The sequence below is a fragment of the Brevibacterium sp. ACRRH genome, from assembly GCF_022346365.1.
Lineage (GTDB): Bacteria > Actinomycetota > Actinomycetes > Actinomycetales > Brevibacteriaceae > Brevibacterium > Brevibacterium paucivorans.
The window spans coordinates 133,848-155,338 of the sequence record NZ_JAKRMN010000006.1 but is presented as its reverse complement, the minus strand read 5'-3'; the positions used below and the strand labels follow the sequence as shown (position 1 = coordinate 155,338).

Annotated in this window: 20 protein-coding genes; 2 read left to right on the top strand and 18 right to left on the bottom strand. The window is 56.8% G+C overall.

Features of this window, described 5'->3' with window-relative positions:
* Positions 1–64: 64 nt before the first annotated feature.
* From MHX53_RS08000 to MHX53_RS07935, 14 genes are all read right to left on the bottom strand, one after another.
* On the bottom strand, positions 65–1,210 hold the full coding sequence (locus MHX53_RS08000) for a glycosyltransferase family 4 protein (protein WP_239272048.1): 1,146 nt from the start codon (positions 1,208–1,210) through the stop codon (positions 65–67).
* Positions 1,207–1,818: a histidine phosphatase family protein gene (locus tag MHX53_RS07995; RefSeq protein ID WP_239272046.1), complete on the bottom strand. Its 612-nt coding sequence runs from the start codon at positions 1,816–1,818 to the stop codon at positions 1,207–1,209. The genes MHX53_RS08000 and MHX53_RS07995 overlap by 4 nt, the downstream gene beginning before the upstream one ends.
* Positions 1,819–1,825: 7 nt before the next feature.
* Positions 1,826–2,233: a ribosome silencing factor gene (gene rsfS / locus MHX53_RS07990; RefSeq protein WP_239272044.1), complete on the bottom strand. Its 408-nt coding sequence runs from the start codon at positions 2,231–2,233 to the stop codon at positions 1,826–1,828.
* Positions 2,234–2,245: 12 nt separating this feature from the next.
* On the bottom strand, positions 2,246–3,514 hold the full coding sequence (locus MHX53_RS07985; RefSeq protein ID WP_239272042.1) for a hypothetical protein: 1,269 nt from the start codon (positions 3,512–3,514) through the stop codon (positions 2,246–2,248).
* Positions 3,507–4,112: a nicotinate-nucleotide adenylyltransferase gene (gene nadD, locus MHX53_RS07980; RefSeq protein ID WP_102237828.1), complete on the bottom strand. Its 606-nt coding sequence runs from the start codon at positions 4,110–4,112 to the stop codon at positions 3,507–3,509. The genes MHX53_RS07985 and nadD overlap by 8 nt, the downstream gene beginning before the upstream one ends.
* A gap of 1 nt (position 4,113) precedes the next feature.
* Complete coding sequence (locus MHX53_RS07975) at positions 4,114–4,269, bottom strand: hypothetical protein (protein WP_180965256.1); 156 nt, start codon at positions 4,267–4,269, stop codon at positions 4,114–4,116.
* A 59-nt stretch (positions 4,270–4,328) separates the two neighbouring features.
* On the bottom strand, positions 4,329–5,612 hold the full coding sequence (locus tag MHX53_RS07970) for a glutamate-5-semialdehyde dehydrogenase (RefSeq protein WP_239272040.1): 1,284 nt from the start codon (positions 5,610–5,612) through the stop codon (positions 4,329–4,331).
* Positions 5,609–6,754, bottom strand: coding sequence for a glutamate 5-kinase (gene proB, locus MHX53_RS07965; RefSeq protein ID WP_239272038.1), 1,146 nt, complete (start codon positions 6,752–6,754; stop codon positions 5,609–5,611). Before proB ends, MHX53_RS07970 begins: the two co-directional genes overlap by 4 nt.
* A complete protein-coding gene (gene obgE / locus MHX53_RS07960) occupies positions 6,754–8,283 on the bottom strand; it encodes a GTPase ObgE (protein WP_239272036.1) in 1,530 nt (509 codons plus the stop codon). The genes proB and obgE overlap by 1 nt, the downstream gene beginning before the upstream one ends.
* 78 nt (positions 8,284–8,361) lie before the next feature.
* Complete coding sequence (rpmA, locus tag MHX53_RS07955; RefSeq protein WP_102237824.1) at positions 8,362–8,613, bottom strand: 50S ribosomal protein L27; 252 nt, start codon at positions 8,611–8,613, stop codon at positions 8,362–8,364.
* Between the two features lie 18 nt (positions 8,614–8,631).
* On the bottom strand, positions 8,632–8,940 hold the full coding sequence (gene rplU / locus MHX53_RS07950; protein WP_102237823.1) for a 50S ribosomal protein L21: 309 nt from the start codon (positions 8,938–8,940) through the stop codon (positions 8,632–8,634).
* Between the two features lie 162 nt (positions 8,941–9,102).
* A complete protein-coding gene (locus MHX53_RS07945; RefSeq protein WP_239272034.1) occupies positions 9,103–9,402 on the bottom strand; it encodes a chorismate mutase in 300 nt (99 codons plus the stop codon).
* Between the two features lie 74 nt (positions 9,403–9,476).
* Positions 9,477–11,024 carry an alanine/glycine:cation symporter family protein gene (locus tag MHX53_RS07940; RefSeq protein ID WP_239272032.1) on the bottom strand — a complete coding sequence of 516 codons (1,548 nt, stop codon included), beginning with the start codon at positions 11,022–11,024 and terminating at the stop codon, positions 9,477–9,479.
* Positions 11,025–11,222: 198 nt separating this feature from the next.
* Positions 11,223–13,970: an Rne/Rng family ribonuclease gene (locus MHX53_RS07935; protein WP_239272073.1), complete on the bottom strand. Its 2,748-nt coding sequence runs from the start codon at positions 13,968–13,970 to the stop codon at positions 11,223–11,225.
* Positions 13,971–14,140: 170 nt separating this feature from the next.
* Between MHX53_RS07935 and MHX53_RS07930 the strand changes: the two genes are divergently transcribed.
* Positions 14,141–14,794, top strand: coding sequence for a vitamin K epoxide reductase family protein (locus MHX53_RS07930; protein ID WP_239272030.1), 654 nt, complete (start codon positions 14,141–14,143; stop codon positions 14,792–14,794).
* Between the two features lie 69 nt (positions 14,795–14,863).
* Here the strand turns inward: MHX53_RS07930 and ndk are convergent, their stop codons facing one another.
* The 4 genes from ndk to ileS are packed head-to-tail and all read right to left on the bottom strand — an operon-like array spanning position 14,864 to position 20,398.
* Complete coding sequence (ndk, locus tag MHX53_RS07925; RefSeq protein WP_204514440.1) at positions 14,864–15,280, bottom strand: nucleoside-diphosphate kinase; 417 nt, start codon at positions 15,278–15,280, stop codon at positions 14,864–14,866.
* 41 nt (positions 15,281–15,321) lie between these two features.
* The gene (locus tag MHX53_RS07920) at positions 15,322–15,735 is read right to left on the bottom strand and encodes a DUF4233 domain-containing protein (RefSeq protein WP_239272028.1); all 414 of its coding nucleotides are present in this window, start codon (positions 15,733–15,735) and stop codon (positions 15,322–15,324) included.
* Entirely contained in the window at positions 15,732–17,099 is a 1,368-nt protein-coding gene (locus MHX53_RS07915) for a folylpolyglutamate synthase/dihydrofolate synthase family protein (protein WP_239272026.1), read from the bottom strand. The genes MHX53_RS07920 and MHX53_RS07915 overlap by 4 nt, the downstream gene beginning before the upstream one ends.
* Positions 17,099–20,398, bottom strand: coding sequence for an isoleucine--tRNA ligase (ileS, locus tag MHX53_RS07910; RefSeq protein WP_239272024.1), 3,300 nt, complete (start codon positions 20,396–20,398; stop codon positions 17,099–17,101). Before ileS ends, MHX53_RS07915 begins: the two co-directional genes overlap by 1 nt.
* A gap of 333 nt (positions 20,399–20,731) precedes the next feature.
* Between ileS and MHX53_RS07905 the strand changes: the two genes are divergently transcribed.
* A complete protein-coding gene (locus MHX53_RS07905) occupies positions 20,732–21,490 on the top strand; it encodes an SDR family oxidoreductase (RefSeq protein ID WP_239272022.1) in 759 nt (252 codons plus the stop codon).
* Position 21,491 lies beyond the last annotated feature (1 nt).

Genomic DNA, 21,491 nt, shown 5'->3' with positions numbered 1-21,491 from the left:
CACGACGCTTGCGCGTCCAGACAATGCTACCTATATGTGGACTTAACGACCAAAACCGTCCACATCAAGACATATTGATGAGAGAAATCACGTTTTGCAGGTTCTTCACGTGCGCACGTGGCGACGACTCTTGGGCCAGCAGCTTGGCCTCACGCCCCGCCCTCACGATCGTTTCCGGTGCTTGAGCGCACGCCACAATCGTGTCTGCCAGATCCGTGGCCGTGTTCCCGGCACTTCCCACGACAGCGCCGCCGAACTCCGTTGCCAACACCGGGTCACACACCAGGGTGGGACGACCTCGGGCCGCTGATTCCAGAATCACCATGGGCTGATTATCAAACCCACACGACGTCAGCAGCGTCGCATGAGCGTCGTCAATCAGGTCCACCACGCGCTCGTGTGGGACAACGCCACGAAAATGGATGAAAGGGTCATTCACACCCCGAGGTGGTTCCCCACCTGCCACCGTCAGTTCCACGTGCGCTCCCTGACGGCGCGCCAACCGCACCGCGTCGATGGCCACGTCCAACCGTTTTTCGGGAGCGAACCGGCCCACCCACAGAAGCTTCAACGGCGTCCCCGGGACCAATGAGCGTCCGCCGGGGACGACCTCGGCGACATTTGACACCACACTCACGTTGTTAAGCCCGGCGTTACGCAAGCGCTCACCTTGATGCGCCGACGGCGATATGACTGCGTCTGCCTGCCGTCCCAACGCCAAAGTCATGCCCCGCAACGCGGAATCCAGCGGCCGATCAGCCAACCGCACACGCGGTTGTTCAAGTCCTGTCACCAGCCGGTGAAAACCGCGTGCAACAGGCGCAAAAGGCTGCGCAATGAGCGGAGCGCGCCAAAAAAACGTATGAACGGTGTGCAACGATGGAAGTCCCAGCTGTTTCGCCTGCGCAACAGCACTTGCTGCCAGCCCGAACTCCGAATGCACCATAACCGCTTGTGCCTGATGCTGTTTGAGAGTCCGGCGCATCCATGCATGTACAACGGGGTTGGCACGGACAACGGGAAGCTCAAGGCTTCGAATCCCCCGAGGCGGTTGTACCACGGTCACGCCGGGAAGGTGAGTGGGCGGGACGTCAGGGGCGATCAGCACGACTGGAAACTGCTGTGACCACGCGCGCACCTGCGCCATGAGTGCGGTCTGCGCACCACCGGTATAGCGAAGGGAGTAGTCACATACGACAGCGAGTTTCACGCACAGGCTCCCCCGGCAAAACGCCGGAGCATCCATGCGTCGTTTCGCTTGACAAAGTGAACGTATTCGCAGTTGTCGAGCACGCCTAAACGTGCATGGGTTGTTTCAGGCGACAGGCCCATCATCAGTTCAGTGGCCCCGCGGATCACTGCTCCGTGAGCAACCATTGCGACTACGTCAGTGTCGTCGCAAGTGTCTAAAAGCCTGTGGACGGAGTCGTACACACGTTGGGAGGACTCTAGGCGACTTTCGCCACCAGGCGGACGCACCTCGGCGCCACTCTTCCACTTAGCCAGAAGGTCTGGCCACTTCTGCTCAATCTCGTCGCGAGTGAAACCTTCCCACTCGCCTACGCTGATCTCTCGTAAGCCTTCGTCCAGGGTCACCTGCAATCCCGTGGCAGTTGCTAATGCCTGAGCGGTTGAACGGGCACGCGTCAGATCCGAGGCGAAGATCCGTGTGATGCCACAGTTTTGCAGGGTGATTGCAATAGCGTGAGCCTGTTGTTCACCGGTTTCATCGAGCGGAATGTCGATCTGGCCCTGGAACCGGCCCTCTTTATTAAAGGCTGTACGACCATGCCGGATGAGATAAAGCTCGCGTGCCATACTGTCCCTATTCGTTGTAGGCGCTGTCGGTGTCGTTCACAGTGTCTGGGTTTTGAAGCTCAGGAATCGAAATGACCGGGCTGTCCTTCCACAGTCTTTCGAGTCCGTAGAATTCGCGATCGTCGTGGTTGAATACGTGAACCACGATATCGGAGTAGTCCAAGAGGACCCACGTGCCTTCTCCGCGACCTTCACGATTCTTCGGTTTCAGGCCGTGCTCTTTCAAAAGCGTTTCTTCGACACCGTCAACAATGGCATCAACTTGTCGAGAGTTTGAAGCCGATGCGATCACAAAAGCATCCGTGATCACGAGCTGTTCTGACACGTCGAGAACAACGACGTCAGTAGCGAGTTTCTGAATAGCACCCTTCGCGGCGCTGCGGGCATACTCGATGGTTTCATCGGTTGCGGGCAAAAGAAAACCTTTCTAGAACAGCATGATCAGAGCAACGACAACAAGCACGATTGCGCACAAGCCACCGACACCTAAAACGATATACGGCAAAACCGAGGAGCGTTCTCCTACGAGGATTTCCCCGTCCTGATTGGTCACCGAGCGTGCAGACATGGGCTGGGCCACTCCGATTTCGTCGTTGAGAGGCCATTCTTCGCGCGTCACCTCGGGGTCTTCCTCAACCGACTCCAAGGGGCGAGTCGCACAAGATGCAGCACGAGACCGCTCATCGTCAGCAGAAACCGAATCCTGCTTAGTGTCCCCTTGGCCTTTGCCCTCTGCGCTGACAACAGGAACTGCGCCACTGACTACACGAATACCCTCAGTGTTTGGTGGTTTGACGACTGGTGACTTACGCGAACGCGGAGCTGATTTTTGTGCGTCATCTGACTTCTTGTCAAGGCTCTTTTTGTCAGCACTGTCAGCGCTCTTTTCCTCTGCGCTCGTTTTCTTAGCCTGCGGTGCTTGAGCCGGCTTTGCAACGGCTGGCTTGTTTCCGCCCTGTTTTTCCGAAGTTGTTTTCTTCTCTGCGGCCTTTTTCTGCTCAGCTGGCTTTTCGACAGGCTTCTTTTCAGCTGGCTTTTCGACAGGCTTCTTTTCAGCTGGTTTTTCTACAGGCTTCTTATCAGCTGGTTTTTTCTCAGCCGGTGCTTTCGCCGCCGACTGAGCGACTCCGGGTTGCGTCGTTGGCTTCGCCGGAACTGGTTTCTTGGCCTCTGGCTTTTTTACCGCAGGCTTTTTGGCTTCCGGCTTTTTCGCCTCAGGCTTTTTGGCTTCCGCAGCCTTAGAGGCCGACTTCGGGGATTCAGGTTTCTTAGGCTCCGGCTTCTTCGCCTCAGGTTTCTTGGTCGCTGGCTCCTGCGCTTCTGGCTTCTTGACCTCAGCCTTTTCAGCTTCGGTCTCCTTGGGAGCGGGAGTAGGTTCCTGTTTTGACTGGCGACGTAGTGTGAGGTCGGGCTCATCGGCTACCTCAGGAGCCTGCCCATGTTTCCGCATCCACGCCTTACGCTCAGCTCGAGACGCAAACTGCGGAGGCTCAGCAGGAGTTGGTTCCTTGTCCGCTGGAGGCTGATCCGCTTTCGGCTGGGCCTGTGGAGGAGTCTGTGGTTTAGCCGGGGTGGAGACTGCCGGAGAGGTTTCCTCAGCGACAGGAGTTTCAGCAGCTTCCTTGAGCTTCTGGGCTTCGGCGGCGCGCTTTTCAGCTTCTTTCCGCTCTCGCCTCGACATGTACTGCTCAGCCATTTTCACTCCTGTAAAGATTGTGCTTGTTGATGTATTGCACTACTCCGTCAGGTACTAAGTACCACACTGGCATTTCATTCGCGACGCGGTCACGGCAATCTGTTGACGAGATCGCGAGAGCCGGAATGTGCATGAGGCTCAACCGATGTTCAGGCAGTCCCTCTCTGGTGAGGTCGTGGCCCGGCCGACTCACTCCCACAAAGTGCGCGAGAGAGAACAGTTCGTCAACGTCCTTCCACGACAGAATCTGCGCAAGAGCATCGGCACCTGTGATGAAGAAAAGCTCGGTTTCACGCCCATAGACTTGCGATAGGTCACGCAACGTATCGATCGTGTAGGTTGCCCCCGGCCGGTCGACGTCCACTCGCGAAACTGTGAACTGCGGATTCGACGCCGTTGCGACAACAGTCATGAGGTACCTGTGCTCGGCAGGCGACACATCACGATCGGACTTCTGCCACGGACGACCCGTGGGCACAAAAACGACTTCATCTAGATCAAACTTGGCTGCAACTTCACTTGCTGCAACCAAGTGTCCGTGGTGGATGGGGTCGAATGTTCCACCCATCACACCGACTCTGCGCACAGAATTTGCCATATCAGTGCCGGTGGGAAATGCCCTTCCACGACAGCGTAATAATGCCCAACAGCATCAAAATGCTGAACGCAATGACTCCGTACCAGATTGGGTGCATTGGCAACTCAACGACGGTTTCGTGCGCTTCCTGTGCCAGCACTACCAAAGCAGACGCCACGTCTTCTCCTTTTATAGATGTTTGTAAGATTTTACGGCAGTTCTTAGTCTCTCACGAAACTACGAACGAACCTGACCCGACCCACGCATGATCCACTTAGTTGTGGTGAGCTGAGTGAGTCCCATTGGTCCACGCGCGTGAAGCTTCTGTGTTGAGATCCCTACTTCGGCACCCAATCCGAAAGCGCCCCCGTCTGTAAAACGTGTTGAAACGTTCACACCTACGGACGCAGAGTCGATTGTGGACACAAACAGTTCGGCATTTGACAAGTCATTCGTCACAATGACGTCCGTGTGGCCCGACGAGTACTCACGAATGTGTTCGATCGCGGCCTCGATATCTTCGACAACTTTGATGGCAATCTCAAGGTCGAGGTACTCCGTGTTCCAGTCTTTGCGGGTGGCACGTTGAACCTTCACGCCATCTGGCGCGTATTCTGCAACCGTTGGGTCACCGTGGATGACCACGTTGGCATCACTGAGCCCTTCAAGGATGCGTGGAAGAACTCGACGTGCGGCCTTCTCGTGAACCAGCAGAGTCTCAAGCGCGTTGCACACACTGGGCCGTTGTGTCTTTGAGTTAACCACGAGCTTCGTAGCTGAGCGCACCGTAGCCGACGAGTCAATGAACATGTGAACGTTACCCACGCCAGTCTCAATGACTGGCACAGTCGAGTTCATGACAACAGTTTGAATGAGTTCAGCACCACCACGTGGAATCAACAGGTCTACGTGTTCGCGCGCGTTCATGAGAACTCGCGCACCTTCGCGGCCCCACTGGTCGATTCCATTGATCGAGTTTTCCGGCAACCCTGCAGTCACCAGAGCCTCTCGGAGAAGACTGATGAGCACCGTGTTTGACGACTGCGCGAGCGACCCGCCGCGCAGGACACTCGCGTTTCCCGATTTGAGAGCAAGCACGGCGATATCGACAGTCACATTGGGGCGTGCTTCGTAAATAGCGCCAATCACGCCCATAGGCACGCGCACCTGTGAGAGGTGAATGCCGTTGGGGAGCCTACGCCCTTCAACGATTTCACCCACTGGGTCGGGAAGTGAAACAACGTCACGCACAGCCTGAGCGATCGAACGCACCCGTTCTTCTGTCAAGCGCAAACGGTCGATCAGCCCCTCGGCCGTTCCTTTTTCGCGTGCTTTTTCAATGTCCTCGTTGTTCGCTTCGAGGATCTGTTCCACATTGTTTTCGAGCGTAAGCGCAATCTGTTCAAGCGCCGCGTGCCGTTCCGCGGTAGAAGAAACGCTGAGAACAGCTGATGCGTCCTTTGCGCCCGCTACAACTTTCGTAACTGCGCGAGAGATCTTGGGGTTAACATCCTCGGTCATAGACGTCCTTCATAAGCACTTTCGGTAAGCACCAAGTCGTTCCGGTGCACTACTTCCTTACGATAGTCACTACCATAGCGCTCTCCCAAGGCCTCAGTCGTTAAACCGTACATACGTGGAAGCTCTTCTGAGGAAAAGTTCGTCATGCCTCGCGCGATGACATTCCCCTGTGGGTCCAGGATGTCGATCGGGTCGCCTGACTCGAATTCTCCAGTCACCTGCGTTACCCCGGCAGCAAGGAGGCTAGTCCCTCGTTTGAGAACTGCCTTAGCGGCTCCCGCGTCAATCCGGATAGTTCCGTTGGTTGACGCCAAGTGCGCCAACCACAGCATTCGTGTTTGGCGGCGTTTATGGGTGACGGCGAAGTAGGTTCCTATGTCCTCGCCCCTGAGTGCGGCTGCGCAGTTGTCCGCCGAGGTGACAAGAGTTGGGATGCCCGAGTCAGTCACCATGGTGGCGGCTTGGACCTTGGTACGCATTCCGCCAGTACCCACACTCGATCCTGCTCCCCCAATGTTCAGCTCCTCGATTTCACTGGGGTGAGATACGAATTCGACTCGCTTGGAGGCCGGGTCAGCGGGGTGCGCAGTGTAGAGCGCGTCGACATCGGTGAGGAGGACCAGAGCATCGGCGTGGGAGAGCTGAGCAACAAGCGCGGACAGTCGGTCGTTGTCCCCCAGCCGAATCTCCGAGGTGGCAACGGCGTCATTCTCGTTCACGATAGGCATGAACCCCAGCGCTAACATTCTGTCGATTGCACGTTGAGCATTGCGATACTGCGTCCTACGGATAAGTTCATCTGCCGTGAGAAGCACCTGCGCGGGCACGAGCCCGTATTCGGCAAGCACAGTGAAGTACGCAGACATGAGAATTCCTTGGCCAATACCGGCGGCAGCTTGTTGCGTAGCAAGATCCTTCGGACGAGTAATGGCCTTCATGGGCCCCATACCAGCTGCCACCGCGCCCGATGACACGAGGATGACTTCTTTTCCGTCGAGTCGAAACTTTGCAAGAGTGCGTGCGATTTTCTCTAACGCCTCGGTGTTAAGGCCAGTGGGGGTCGTTAAGGAACTGGACCCCACTTTGACGACTACGCGGGAAGCACCCGCAATTGCATTGCGTGTTTCTTCATATGTGCTCACTACTCACTTCCTTCTTGCCGCGCGCGCTTCTCAGCGATGCGTTCGGCTTCGAGTTCAGCACGCGCTTCGGCCTTTGCGTCCATTCGTTCGTGGAAGGCAGCTTTACGTTCCTTGCGTGTCGCGCGCTGGTCATCTTCAAGACGCATATCTGTTCCACGGGCTCCAAGCAGTTCGGCGCCACCGACCATTGTTGGGTCCCAGTCAAAGACAACTGAGTTGTCATCTGGACCGATCACGATTGTGTCGCCAGGGTGAGCGCCCATGGAGAAGAGCTGCTCTTCGACGCCCAGTCTTTCAAGTCTGTCAGCCAGATAGCCAACCGCTTCGTCATTTGAGAAGTCTGTTTGCAGGACCCACCGTTGAGGCTTGGAGCCCAGAATGCGATACATCGGACCTTCAACTGTTTCTTCACGCACGATGTCGAACCCAGCATCGTCGACCGCAATTGGCCTGATCACCTGGCGAACCGGAGCGTCCTCGATCTGGCTGCGCCGCTCGCGTTCTTCTTTGACTAGCTCAGCCATCGCGAAGGACAGCTCTCTTAGACCCTTACGGCTCACAGCGGACACTTCAAACGTGCGGTACCCAGCCGCTTCAAGCTCTGAGCGCACCATGTCGGACATGTCTTGCCCGTCCGGCAAATCGGTTTTGTTCAACGCAACCAGCACTGGTCGCTTCGTCAAGGGAAGAAGGTCACCTGACGGCATAACATCGACCTCGTACTCCGCGAGCTCGGATTCAATCGCGTGCAAATCAGTGACCGGATCCCTGTCTGACTCCCACGTAGCCATATCAATCACGTGAACCAAGGCGGCACAGCGTTCGATGTGACGCAAGAACTCCAAACCAAGACCTCGGCCTTGGGCGGCACCTGGAATCAAACCGGGGACGTCTGCGACCGTGAAGCGTACGTCACCAGCCTCAACCACACCCAAGTTTGGTTTCAAGGTAGTGAACGGGTAGTCAGCGATTTTAGGGCGCGCAGCGGAAAGCGCTGCAATGAGCGAGGATTTACCAGCCGAGGGGAAGCCGACCAGCGCAATGTCAGCTACCGACTTAATTTCGAGGACAAGCTCGCGCTCTTCGCCCGGTTCACCCAGAAGCGCGAAGCCCGGCGCCTTTCGTTTGGTCGAGGCAAGTGCAGCGTTACCTAGGCCACCTCGCCCACCGCGTGCGGCGATAAACTCCGTGCCGATGCCCATGAGATCGGCGAGCACCTGGCCATCCTTGGTCTTTACTACTGTCCCTTCAGGAACGAGAAGTACCAAGTTCTCACCGTTGACACCATGGCGGAGGTCACCCTTGCCCACTCCCCCATTTTCAGCGTTCCGGTGAGGTGAGCGGTGGTACGGGAGCAACGTGGTGGTTTGATCGTCCACACGCAAAACCACGTCGCCGCCGTCGCCACCGTTAGCGCCGTCCGGTCCACCAAGTGGCTTGAACTTTTCGCGCCGAACAGACACACAACCGTGCCCACCATTTCCTGCTGTCACATGAAGTGTTACGCGATCAACAAACTCAATAGCCACGGTTCTCCCTTAAACTTTCCCAATAAACGCAAGTGGGGTGAGCCATAACGACTCACCCCACCAGTGTAAATAACTCAGTTAGCCTGCAACGATGTTAACGACCTTACGTCCACCCTTTGCACCAAACTCAACAGTTCCAGCTGCGAGTGCGAACAGAGTGTCGTCGCCACCACGGCCTACGTTGACACCAGGGTGGAACTTGGTTCCACGCTGACGAACAAGAATTTCGCCTGCGCCCACGACCTGACCACCGTAGCGCTTAACGCCCAGTCGCTTAGCGTTTGAGTCGCGACCATTTCGAGTCGAGGAGACTCCCTTTTTACTTGCCATTGTTAAACTCTCCTAGCGCTACTTAATGCCGGTGATCTTGAGGCGCGTCAGGTCCTGACGGTGACCAATGCGCTTCTTGTACCCAGTCTTGTTCTTGTACTTCTGAATGACGATCTTGGGTCCGCGGTGCTCGCCCACAACTTCAGCAGTCACTGCCATTTTTGCCAGAGCAGAAGGCTCGTGGGTAACGGTCTCACCGTCTACGTGCAGGACTACGTCAAGATCAACGGAGTCACCAATCTCAGCTTTGATCCGATTTACGGTAATAGTGTCGCCAACGCTCACTTTTTCCTGGTGACCGCCGGCACGGACGATGGCATAAACCATGTACGATACCTTCCTTCTCGATGCGCTCTGGCGAGCGTTCCTGTATCAGCAGACGTTCCTTGGACCACATGTCCCATTACGAGGAAAATCCAGCCGAGGCGCTAAATGCACCGACGAATTATTCTACTGACAAAGCACTCGCTGAGCAAGTCAGAAAGCCGGTTAACCCTGCGAAGCCTTTTCGTCGGCAATTCTTTCGTGGTGCCTGATCACTTCGGCAACAATGAACGCGAGGAACTTCTCCGCAAACTCTGGGTCGAGCTGAGCATCGGCAGCAAGTGCTCGTAGACGCTTCACCTGCCGCTTCTCGCGTTCCGGGTCTGCCGCAGGTAACTGCGTCTGGGCTTTTAACTGCCCGACTTGTTCAGTGAGCTTAAAGCGCTCAGCAAGCACGTGAATAAGAACCGAGTCCAGATTGTCGATACTTTGTCGCAGGCGTTCGAGTTCAGGGTGAGACGTCATTTCTTTAGTGTAAATCACACGAAAGAGCCCGGAGCATCAAATATGCTCCGGGCCCTGAAGGAGAAAGTTATTGCTTACGCGTTACCCTGCTCTTCGCGAATCTCCTGGAGTTCCGCTTCAGACTCAGCACCCAATTCGTAGAGGGTGCCGGCCCTGCGGTCAGCCAGGTACTGCTTCATTTCGCGCAACACTTCAGGTACCAGCAGGTACAGACCGAAGATGTTGATGAAGCAGCAGATGAACAGAACTGCATCAGCAAACGCCACGATCGATCCGAACGAAGCCAAGCAACCAATCAAGATGAACGCCATGAGGATCAGGCGGAAGAGCGTGTCAGACCAGTTACGACGACCGAACAGGTAGTGCCACGCTTTTTCACCATAGTAGGCCCATGTAATCAGGGTCGAGATCGCGAACAGAACGACCGCGATTGCCAGAAGAATTGGCCACCAACCGGTGATTGTGGAGAACGCACTCGAAACAAGTTCAACACCTGCAACCGATTCACCAGCGGCCGCATCTTCGCGTGCCTTGGTAAAGGTTTCGCCACCGGCGATAATCACGGTCAGCGCGGTCATGAGGCAGACGACCACTGTGTCAATGAAGGGTTCCAGTAGCGCTACGAAACCTTCCGAAACTGGGCGTCGCGTCTTTACAGCCGAGTGAGCGATTGGCGATGATCCAATTCCAGCTTCGTTCGAGAATGCCGCACGCTGGAAGCCCACGATCATCACACCGATCATTCCACCCAGACCACCTTCAGGAGTGAAGGCTCCCGCGAAAATTTCTGCGAAAGCGGCTGGAACGTGACCGAAGTTCCCAAAGATCACAATGAGGCACGAACCGATGTACAGAACTGCCATGGCAGGGACAAGCTTGTCGGTGACAGAACCGATGACCTTGATACCACCGATAACAACCAGACCAACGAGACCTGCGATCAAAATACCTGTGAACAGACCACCAAGCGGCCCACCCAAAGGACCTTCAGCGCCACCGGTTGCTTCGCGCATCTGAACGAAGGCCTGGTTCGACTGGAACATACCTCCACCGACAACACCGAACAGCAGAATCGCGATAGCGAAGATTCCCGTGAGGGCCTTGGCGACTGGGCCACCGAAGCGCTTAAACGCAATAGGCAAGTACTTGAATGGACCACCGTGAACCACGCCATCTTCATCGATTTCGCGGTATTTCACACCCAACGTACATTCAACGAACTTGGTAGCCATACCCAAGATACCTGCAACCATCATCCAGAAGGCCGCACCTGGACCACCGACAGACATAGCAACACCAACACCGGCGATGTTACCCAGACCCACCGTTCCGGAAACCGCAGACGCGAGAGCCTGGAAGTGCGTCACTTCACCTGGGTCGTCCTTTGATGAGAACTTTCCTCTCACCACTTCCAGTGCGACGCCGAATCCGCGGAACTGGATAAATCCGGTGATGATCGTAAAGATCGTCGCACCGACAATCAGCCAGACCAGCACGAGCGGGAGATCACCTCCAGCTACTGGGACTGCGAAGAAAACAATTTTTTCGAGTCCCGTGGCGATCGGTTCAAAACCGGTGTTAATCGCCTCTTCAATTTGATTCGCATTACTCAATGCGTCCACCACCTTAGTGTGAGTTACATCTCACAATAGATTCACGGGTACCTTCGACTTTCGCAACATGAAATGTGTCGTGGGCCACACTGTGTTATCGAACCGTTATCTGGGGTGTAACTCTGAACTTGCAAAACAGAAACCCGCCAGCGCGAAATCACTTCGCACTGACGGGCTGAACTGCAACTTCAAACAGCAGACGTCGAGCTACTCGTCGTCTCCGATGATGAGTACTGGAAGAGCCGGGGTCTCGTCCTTTGGCTTTTGCGTTTCCCCGCCTTGAGTTTTCTCAGGTTTTGGTGTCACAGCAGGACGTTTCTTGGGTTCGGCTTTCTGAATCTTCGTTTCAGTGTCGTCCCCAATCATCACCGTGCCGGGTGCGTGCACAATCGGCTCGGGTTCACGCACTTCAGGCTCAACCACTTTGGGCTCTTCGGCTTCCGGCTTCTGTGGCTTTTGCTCGGTGACCTCTTGCTTGCGTGGCTCCGAAGCCTGCGTTTCATCTTGCGAATCCGTGCTTTCGTCCTGACGAGAACGCATTGTGGCAGCGGCAATAGCAGTGAGCTCGTTACTCGAAGGCTTAGATGACTTCTCGTTTGACCGGGAACGCTTCTTCCGTGACTTGTACTGCTTGGAGTTGTCGACTTCGGTTCCTGGTAGGACAAGCCCGCGTCCGGACAGGTCTTCGCCAGCGGCAACCAAGCTTTCAGCCAAACCAGTTCCGATTCGTTTACGCGTCATCTGGACAAGCCCAAGCGACGTCACTTCTGCCACCTGGTGCTTTGTACGGTCGCGTCCCAAACACTCAACCAAGCGTCGCACAACAAGGTCGCGGTTGGATTCCAGCACCATGTCGATGAAGTCAACGACGATAATTCCGCCGATGTCACGCAAGCGAAGCTGGCGAATCACTTCTTCGGCCGCTTCAAGGTTGTTCTTGGTCACCGTTTCTTCGAGGTTGCCTCCGGAACCGGTGAACTTTCCCGTGTTGACGTCAATAACCGTCATGGCCTCTGTGCGGTCAATGACGAGCGAACCACCAGAAGGAAGATTCACTTTGCGTGACAGCGCCTTTTCAATCTGTTCGGATACGCGGAAGTGGTCGAAAACGTCGTATTCGCCTGTGTAGCGTTCAACGCGTTCCACCAGATCCGGCGCAACCGATTCCACATACTCATGGATCGTGTCATAGACACCGTCACCGTCGATGACCAGCTTGGAGAAGTCTTCATTGAACACGTCACGAATAATGCGCACGATCATGTCTGGCTCTGAGTACAGAAGCTGTGGAGCCAATACCTTTGTCGAAGTCGATTTCTTCTCGATCGTCTGCCAACGCTTGGCCAGACGCTCGATGTCACGTGTGAGCTCTTCTTCGCTGGCACCTTCAGCGGCGGTGCGAACAATGACACCGTTACCTTCTGGGACGGCATCGCCCAGCAACTTACGCAAACGCTGACGTTCCTTGTCTGGCAGTTTGCGCGAAATTCCCGTCATGGAGTTGTTGGGGACGTACACCAGGAAGCGACCAGGCAAAGAAATCTGGCTAGTGAGTCGGGCGCCCTTGTGTCCGATGGGGTCTTTGGTTACCTGCACCAGTACCGAGTCACCTGGGTTGAGTGCCACTTCAATACGGTGAGGCTTTCCGTCCATTCCCAGAACGTCCCAGTTCACTTCACCGGCATAGAGGACCGCGTTGCGCCCCTTGCCAATGTCAACGAACGCCGCTTCCATGCTGGGCAGCACATTCTGCACCTTACCCAAATACACGTTGCCAATCAGCGACGCCTGCGCTTTGGCTTCCGAGAGGTAGTGTTCTACCGCAATTCCGTCTTCGGTCACCACCAACTGCGTACGCCCGTCGTGCTCACGCACGATCATGGTGCGTTCGACTGATTCGCGACGTGCAAGGAACTCCGCTTCCGTGATGAGCGGACGGCGACGGCCAGCTTCACGCCCTTCGCGACGGCGCTGACGCTTCGCTTCGAGGCGGGTAGAGCCCTTCACACCAGTGACGGAGTCTTCCGCGTTGCGGACTCGGCGGCGACGGCGACGGCGTGACGATTCGTGGTTGTCGTCATCATCGGACTCTTTTGAGTCAGCCTGCTTGCCACTGTCGGAGTCCCTGTCGCCTTTAGCCGAGGAGTCTTTACCTTCCGAGTTCCCGGAGTCATCGCGCGACCGGGAGCGACGACCTCGACCACCACGGCGACGACGTCGCCGATCATTGTCACCGGACTCGTCTGTGTTGTCAGAGTCGTCCGTGCTGTCGTTGTCCTCGTCGTCGCTGTCGTTGGCATCGTCGTCATCGCCGGTCCACGTGGGGTCAACGACTTCGCCGAGTTCCGCCTGGGGCTGTTGAAACGTCAGGATATTTGAGCTAGGAGCCTTGATGGGCTCCACCTCTTCGTCTTCGTCCTGTTGGGCAGCGGAAAATACCGCTTTGGGGTCATAAGAATCCCCCGCCGAGGTGGTTACCAGGTTTTCGGGTTGCGCTACCTGCCCGGGCAGGTTGGAGAAAATCGCCGAAAGCGGGTCGAGCGGACGGCGTTCTTGCTGAGTTTCGGGTTTCTGATCGTCCTCAGTGGTCGTTACCGACTCTGTTGACGCTGTCGCTTCTTTACGTTTGTCTTCAGCTACTCGAGCGATGTCCTCCAGGGCATCGCGGTTTTCTTGATTGACTTCAGTAGCTTCCTGGTGGTCATCTTCGACACCAGTTTTACCGCGGGATTTCCGTAAATTTTCGAGGTCGGCAAGAATGCCGGCCTTAGGATCGAGGTCCTGTGTATTCATTTTGTTAAACTCCTGACCCTTCCAGAACGCGATGCACCTTTCGCACACTGTCCGGGAACTGACACTGTCTACGCGTTTGTACGCAAAAACTCTTGAGCAGTGAGGCTCGCGCAATGGCGCGGTGGCCTGCTTCTCTTTAACCACGCGGATCAAGACCCACAAGGTGGAAGCTCGAGGTCTGGTGCTCAACCTCGCTCGTCCATCATTATGTCACACGGTTCATGTACAAACCCTGGATACGCGCCGTCACTGCTGTCCATTCAGTGAACGGCACAGTGCCACACGTTGCGATCGCGTGCACGGTGACGCCTCCCCGTGGCATGCTTAACTGCGTGAGTGCAAAAGTAGCTGAAACAGATGAGCACCCCCAGGCCCTGGAAACACAGTCGTCATCGTGGCTTCTCAATCCTGTGGTCCATGGGATCTACATGGTCGCGTTCTCAGTGATCGGTCTCCTTGCTTCATATGACCTTTCGATTGAAAAGGTGAAGAAGCTTGAGAATCCGGAGTACATCCTGTCGTGCGATATGAACCCGTTCTTTTCGTGCAGTGGCGTCATGCAGTACCCGCAATCACAGCTGTTTGGCTTTCCTAACCAGTTCTTAGGAATCGCCGCGTTTGTCTTTCCTCTTCTGCTGGGAGTCTTGCTGATCAGTCGTGCACAGATTCCCGGCTGGGTGATGGTTGGCCTGAACATTGGGCTCCTGGGCGGTGTGGCCCTGGTGACATTCCTGTACATCAGTTCAATCTGGGTGATTGGAATCGGGTGTCCCTGGTGCATCGTGGTGTGGACGGTCACCATTCCGCTGTTCTGCACTACAACTGGCTATAACGCGCTAGTGGGTAACTTTGGAACACGCATTCGCGACAACGTCACTGTCCGCGTATTTGCGTCGAGTTCACTTCTCATCAGCGTGGTGCTGGTCTTTGTTATCTACGTGTCGATTGTGATTCGCTTCTGGGATTACTTCAGCACGCTCTTCTAAAAGCAAACCACACGCAGTCACCCCGGCGCGTGGGCGCCGGGGTGACTCGTATTCACAGATGCGGGTGGCTCAGTCTTGGAACCACAGGCCGATTTCACGTTCAGCCGACAGCGACGAGTCTGAACCGTGGACCACGTTCTGCTGTGCCACGGTCCCCCAGTCACGTCCGAGGTCGCCACGAATGCTACCTGGAGCAGCTGTCGTTGGGTCGGTGGCCCCGGCGAGCGTGCGGAAACCGAGGATTGCACCGTCGCCCTCAACAACCATGGCCACAATTGGGCCGGAGGCCATGAAGTCGACCAGCGGCTCAAAAAACGGCTTACCTTCGTGCTCTTCGTAGTGTTCCGTGAGAAGTTGACGTGAGGCTTCCATCATCTTCAAACGTTCGATGGTGTAGCCCTTGGTTTCGATGCGTGAAATGACTTCACCAATCAAACCGCGCCTCACGCCGTCGGGTTTGACGAGGACAAGAGTCCGTTCGCTCACGAATATTCTCCTAACGTTGAAATTGAGCAACCACTACTAGGTTAGCTTTTCTTTTGGGCGTCCGCGGCAATCTCTTCCTTGGCCCATTCTGTGGCTTCACGGTCGATGCGTTTGCCCCAATACACCGCCACAACCCACATGGCTGTATAGATCACACCCACAATGAGCATCATGGGCATGACGAAGGCTGTGAGAAGGACACATGCTTGAGCTATGTGACCCAGCGTGAGTCCAACACCCGAACCCATAGCTTTTCGTGGCAAGGTGGCAGTTGCAACCACACACAAAACGGTGATCACCGAAGCTCCCACGATGAGCCACGTTAACGACACTGGTCTCAGTCCGTAGCCAACGAGGAACGCCAGGTAGACCACCAGGATTTCCGAAATCAGAATCGTGCCACACAACACCGGGAGCTTCGACTTCAGAGGCAGTGTAGGAAGCGCTTGGCTCACGACTGCTCCTTCCGTCCTAAGAGCGTGCGGGCTTCGCCCACCGTTGACAGCGACCCGGTCACAACAACACCCGTCCCCGACTCATCGAGCGCCAAATCGAGCGCCTTCATGAGCGCGGAGTTCATGTCGTTTTCGACTAAAACGTCGTCGGCATCCCACCATTCGCCGGCTGCGTGAGCGAGCTCGTCGGCCCCCATGGCACGAGGAGACTGGACCTGCGTCACGATCACGCGTCGCGCGAATCGACTCAAGTGCTCAAAGACGCCGTGCGGGTCTTTGTCCGCGTACATCGCGACGACTGCCACGACCTCGGCGAAGTCAAAAGCGTCACCCACCGTTTCAGCGAGAACCTGGGCAGCGTGCGCGTTGTGCGCGCCATCGACAATCACCGTGGGTTCTGACCGCAGAATCTCAACACGCCCAGGTGAGGTCACAGCGCTCATACCTTCACCAACCACGTCAACGTTCAACGGTTTGTCTTCTGTTCCCAAGAATGCTTCGACCGCGGCCAGAGCAACTGTCGCGTTGACCGCCTGATGCTCACCGTGTAGCGGCAAGAACAGGTCGGGGTAATCCTCCAGCTGAGTGCGCACGTGAATCACTTGGCCGTCGACCGCGTTGACCCGGCTTTGCAAACCAAATTCGCGACCAAGCCACCTGGACTCAACACCACGATCAGCGAACTCCGAGGCGAACACATCTTCCACCTCGGGAACCTGGGGGCCCACCACCGCAACCGGGTGCGGGGCAGGCGACGGGTCCACGGTGCGGTTGAGAATCCCCGCTTTTGTACGCGCGATCTCTTCGACCGTGTCTCCCAGGAACTGCTGGTGATCCAGGCTCACAGGGGTGAACACGCACACCTGAGCGTCAGCGACATTTGTGGAGTCCCATTCGCCGCCCATGCCCACTTCGAGGATCATGACGTCGACTGGAGCGTCGGCGAAGATGGCGAACGCAACCACGGTGAGCGCTTCAAAGAACGTCAGAGGCGGTCGGTCCGACTGGGCCAATTCCTGGTCAACGATGTGAAGAACCGGCTGAATGTCGTCGACAATCTCGACAAACTTCTGGGCGCTTACGGGCTCGCCGTCCACGCTGAAACGCTCGGTGAGGTTCTGCATGTGCGGGCTGGAAAACCGTCCCGTGCGCAGGTCGTGGGCCCGGATGAGCGTGTCGATCATGCGCACTGTGGACGTTTTACCGTTGGTGCCCGTCACCGTGATCACCGGCGCCGAGGTGTGTATGTCACCTAGAAGTTCGCACGCTCGGCGTGTAGCGTCTAGACGCAGTTCAACTTCAGTTTCACCGGCCCGCGCCTGCAGGAGAGCCTGGGCGCGGGCGAGTTCAGACGTGAGATCCATTAGGCCTTCACCACGCGAATGTTCGCGTTCAGTTCATTCGCACTGTGCAGATCGTCACCCGTTGCTTCATCTGTGCTGAGTTCGAACTGCAGAGCCAGCGTTTCACCTGCAATGAGCAGGCGGTGCGGAGTGAGTGCCTGCGCGGTTGCGTCGTCGGTGTAGAGGGTGACGCGGATGCGGTCAGAAACATCCAAGTCGAGCTCACGACGGATGTTCTGGATTGCGCGGACGGCATCACGTGCCAGTCCTTCCGCTTCCAGTTCCGGCGTCACAGTCGTATCCAGCGCCACGAAACCAGAGTCGGTAGGTGCCAGAACTACACTGTCGCTTGCCGCCTCGGCGACCTCTTCTAGGGTGTACTCACCTTCCACAAGCTCGATCCCACCGGAGACCACCACGCCGTCGTTGACCGACCAGTCGCCGGTCTTTGAACCCTTGATGGCCGTCTGCACGTCCTTCCCGAGACGCGGGCCGGCAGCGCGGGCGTTCACCGTGAGTTTGTGGTCGAGTGAGAATCCGGCTTCGGCGGCTTCGGCCATGCGAAGTACCTCGACGGATTTCACGTTGAGCTCGTCGGCGATGATGGATGTGAAGTCCTCGCCGAGCTCGATGTCAGTTGCGACCGTCAGCGTGGACAGTGGCAGGCGCACGCGCAGGTGCTGTGCCTTGCGCAGGCTCGAGCCAACCGAGCACACGCCGCGGGTTGCGTCCATGCGTTCAACCAGATCGGGATCTGCAGGGAACAGCGTTGCGTCTGGGTAGTCAGCCAAGTGGACCGATTCTTCGCCCGTGAGGCCACGGAAAGTTTCTTCTGCCACGAACGGCATGAGTGGGGACGCAGCACGGATGAACGCTTCAAAACACGTGTAGAACACGTCGAAGCTTTCGTGCATGGCCACGGTGCCGTCCCAGAAACGACGGCGCGACCTGCGCACATACCAGTTGGTCAGAATATCCAAGTACTCACGGATCAGCTGGCACCCATTCCACAAGTCATACGCGTCCATGGCCGTCTGGAAGTCCACCAGGAAGTCGTGAGTCTTAGCAAGGAGGTAGCGGTCCAGAACCTGGCTCGACTCATACCGTTTCTTGGCGCTGTAGCCGCGGGTGTCTTCGCCTTCTGCTGATTCAGCCGTGTTGGAGTACGTGGCAAAGAAGTACCACGCGTTCCACGCTGGCAGGATCACCTGTCGAACCCCGTCACGGATTCCCTGTTCCGTGACGATGAGGTTTCCACCGCGCAAGATGGGGCTGGACATGAGGAACCAGCGCATCGCGTCAGAGCCGTCACGTTCAAACACTTCGTTGACGTCCGGGTAGTTGCGCAGGCTCTTCGACATCTTCTGCCCGTCCGAGCCCAGGACGATTCCGTGGCAGATCACGTCCATGAACGCTGGCTTGTCGAACAGTGCGGACGCCAGAATGTGCAGGGTGTAGAACCACCCGCGTGTCTGCCCGATGTACTCAACGATGAAGTCGGCCGGGTAGTGGTGTTCGAACCAGTCTTTGTTGTCGAACGGGTAGTGGACCTGCCCGTATGGCATGGAACCGGAGTCGAACCACACGTCCAAGATGTCTTCGACGCGACGCATGGTGGACTTCCCAGAGGGGTCGTCCGGATTAGGGCGGGTCAGTTCATCGACGTACGGGCGGTGCAGGTTTGGTTTGCCGTCGGGCCCGGTTGGCAGTCGACCAAAGTCACGTTCGATCTCTTCAAACGAACCGTAGACGTCCAGACGTGGGTATTCCGGGTTGTCTGACTTCCACACGGGAACGGGGCTTCCCCAGAAACGGTTACGGGTAATCGACCAGTCGCGTGCGTTTTCGAGCCATTTTCCGAACTGGCCGTGCTTGACGTTGTCCGGCACCCACGTGATCTTTTCGTTGTTGGCCAGCATCTTGTCTTTGATCCTGGTGACCTCGACGAACCACGAACTCACTCCCTTGTAGATGAGTGGGTTTTTACAGCGCCAGCAGTGAGGGTAGGAGTGGTTGTAGGTTTCGTGACGTACCAGCACGGTGCCGTCCCACACAGATCCTGTTTCGCCGTCCTGTTTGGTGGCGTTCTTGAGTTGTCGGATCAGTGGCGCGTTAGCTTCGAACACCTGCAGGCCTTCGAATTCCTTCACTGGCGCGGTGAACTGGCCGCTCGCGCTCACGGGCATGACGGCTTCGATGCCGGCAGCCTGGGTGACAACGTAGTCGTCCTCACCGAACGCTCCCGCGGTGTGAACAAGTCCGGTACCGTCCGAGGTGGTGACGAAGTCCCCTTCGAGGATCCGGAAGGCGTTTTCGTGGCCTTCGTAGTAGGTGAACGGCGGGTTGTAGGTGTGGCCCAAAAGGTCGGAGCCTTTGAGCGTTTCAACAACCGTGGGGTCCTCCCCCAGTTCCTTTGCGTACGCTGCCAGCCGAGCCTGAGCGATCACGTACCTTTCAGCGGTACCGGTTGGCACCTCGGACTCCACAACCACGTAGTCGATGTCCGAGCCCACCACGATCGCAAGGTTAGAAGGAAGGGTCCACGGTGTGGTGGTCCAGATCAGGAACTTAGCGCCGTGCAGGCGTTCGAGCGGGCCACCCGAGCACGTCAAACCGACGGTGACCGACGGGTCTTGACGGTCCTTGTAGACCTCTTCGTCCATGCGGAGTTCGTGGTTCGACAGCGGTGTCTCATCCGACCAGCAGTAGGGCAAAACACGGAAGCCTTCGTAGATAAGGCCCTTGTCGTACAAGGTCTTAAACACCCACAGCACCGATTCCATAAATTCGGGGTTGAGTGTCTTGTAGTCGTTTTCGAAGTCGACCCAGCGACCCATGCGGTTGACGTACTCTTCCCACTCGTTGGTGTACTTGAGTACGGAAGCACGCGCGGCGTCGTTGAACTTTTCGACGCCCATGTCCAGGATTTCGTCCTTGGTTTTCAGGCCCAACTGACGCATGGCTTCGAGTTCGGCGGGAAGGCCGTGCGTGTCCCACCCAAAGCGTCGCTCGACTTTCTTCCCACGCATGGTCTGGTAGCGCGGAACGACGTCCTTGACGTAGCTGGTCAGCAGGTGGCCGTAGTGTGGCAGACCGTTCGCAAACGGAGGACCGTCGTAGAAAACGAACTCGTTTTCACCGTCGACGCCAGCGTCACGTTGTTCGACGGACTTGCGGAATGTGTTGTTTTCGTTCCAGTAAGCAAGAATGTCTTTTTCTAGTTCTGGAAATGTGGGGCTGGGTGTGAGCCCGCCAGTAAACGTCGTCGCCTGGGGGTACACCCGTTGGGTGTGAGCTTCTGAGCCGGTTGTTTCGGTCATGAGCGTCCTTTAACTTTCAGGGGCCGAGTGATTCGCACTTGACCCGATTTACGGTGTCATCCGTGCGAGGACGAAGGCCAGTTGGCCACCGCGGTACCACCCCGCTTATCTGTTCTTCCCGAGGTGGCAAGGACAGATCGCTCATAAGGCTGTTACGGGCCTACCCGTCCGGTTCTACTGGGCGAATGCTCTGCTGCCTATATACGCATGCTTTTGTACAACCGCTTTTCTTCCGGATGCTCCCCGGTGATGGCCGGATCGTAGCGGTATTAGCTTACCGCATAGAAGCCCGTGTATACGTGTGTAGTGTGGGACGTACATGGAGGAGGACGAATGACTGAACAGAAACTACGCGCAGTTGTCACTGGTGCCAGCTCTGGAATAGGCGCGGCCACCGTTCGCCAGCTCCGAGCTCTTGATTGGAACGTTGTTGCGGTTGCTCGGCGTGAAGACAAACTCAAAGCGCTTGCAGACGAAACCGGTGCCAGCTACATCGTGGCCGACATGACCAGTGACGAAGATGTCACCCGGATGGCTGAAGAAGTGCTCGCCCAAGGACCTGTCCACTCGCTCGTGGCCAACGCTGGATTCGCCCTGGGCACCGATGAAGTCAAAGATGCCAACGTCGACGACTGGAAGAAGATGTTTGACATCAACGTGCTGGGTGTTGTGCGCGCAGTGAAGGCGCTCCTGCCAGCCCTGGTCGACTCCGGCCGAGGTGACATTTGCATCATGAGTTCCACAGCCGGGCACATTGCCTATGAAGGCGGAGGTGGGTACGTCGCTGCCAAGCACGGCACCACCTCGGTCGCGGAAACCCTGCGGCTGGAACTTGCGGGACAGCCGGTCCGCGTAATGGAAATTGCCCCGGGTATGGTCGCGACCGACGAGTTTTCTCTCAAGAGGCTGGGGTCCCAGGAGGCCGCGGACAAGGTGTACGAAGGCGTTGAGCGCCCGCTGACGGCCGAGGACGTTGCTGACGCTGTCGTGTACACGCTGACGCGTCCGCACCACTTCAACGTCGACCTCATGGTCATTCGCCCTATCGCGCAGGCGGCACAGCACAAGGTGGCGCGCAACTCCGGACTGTAAA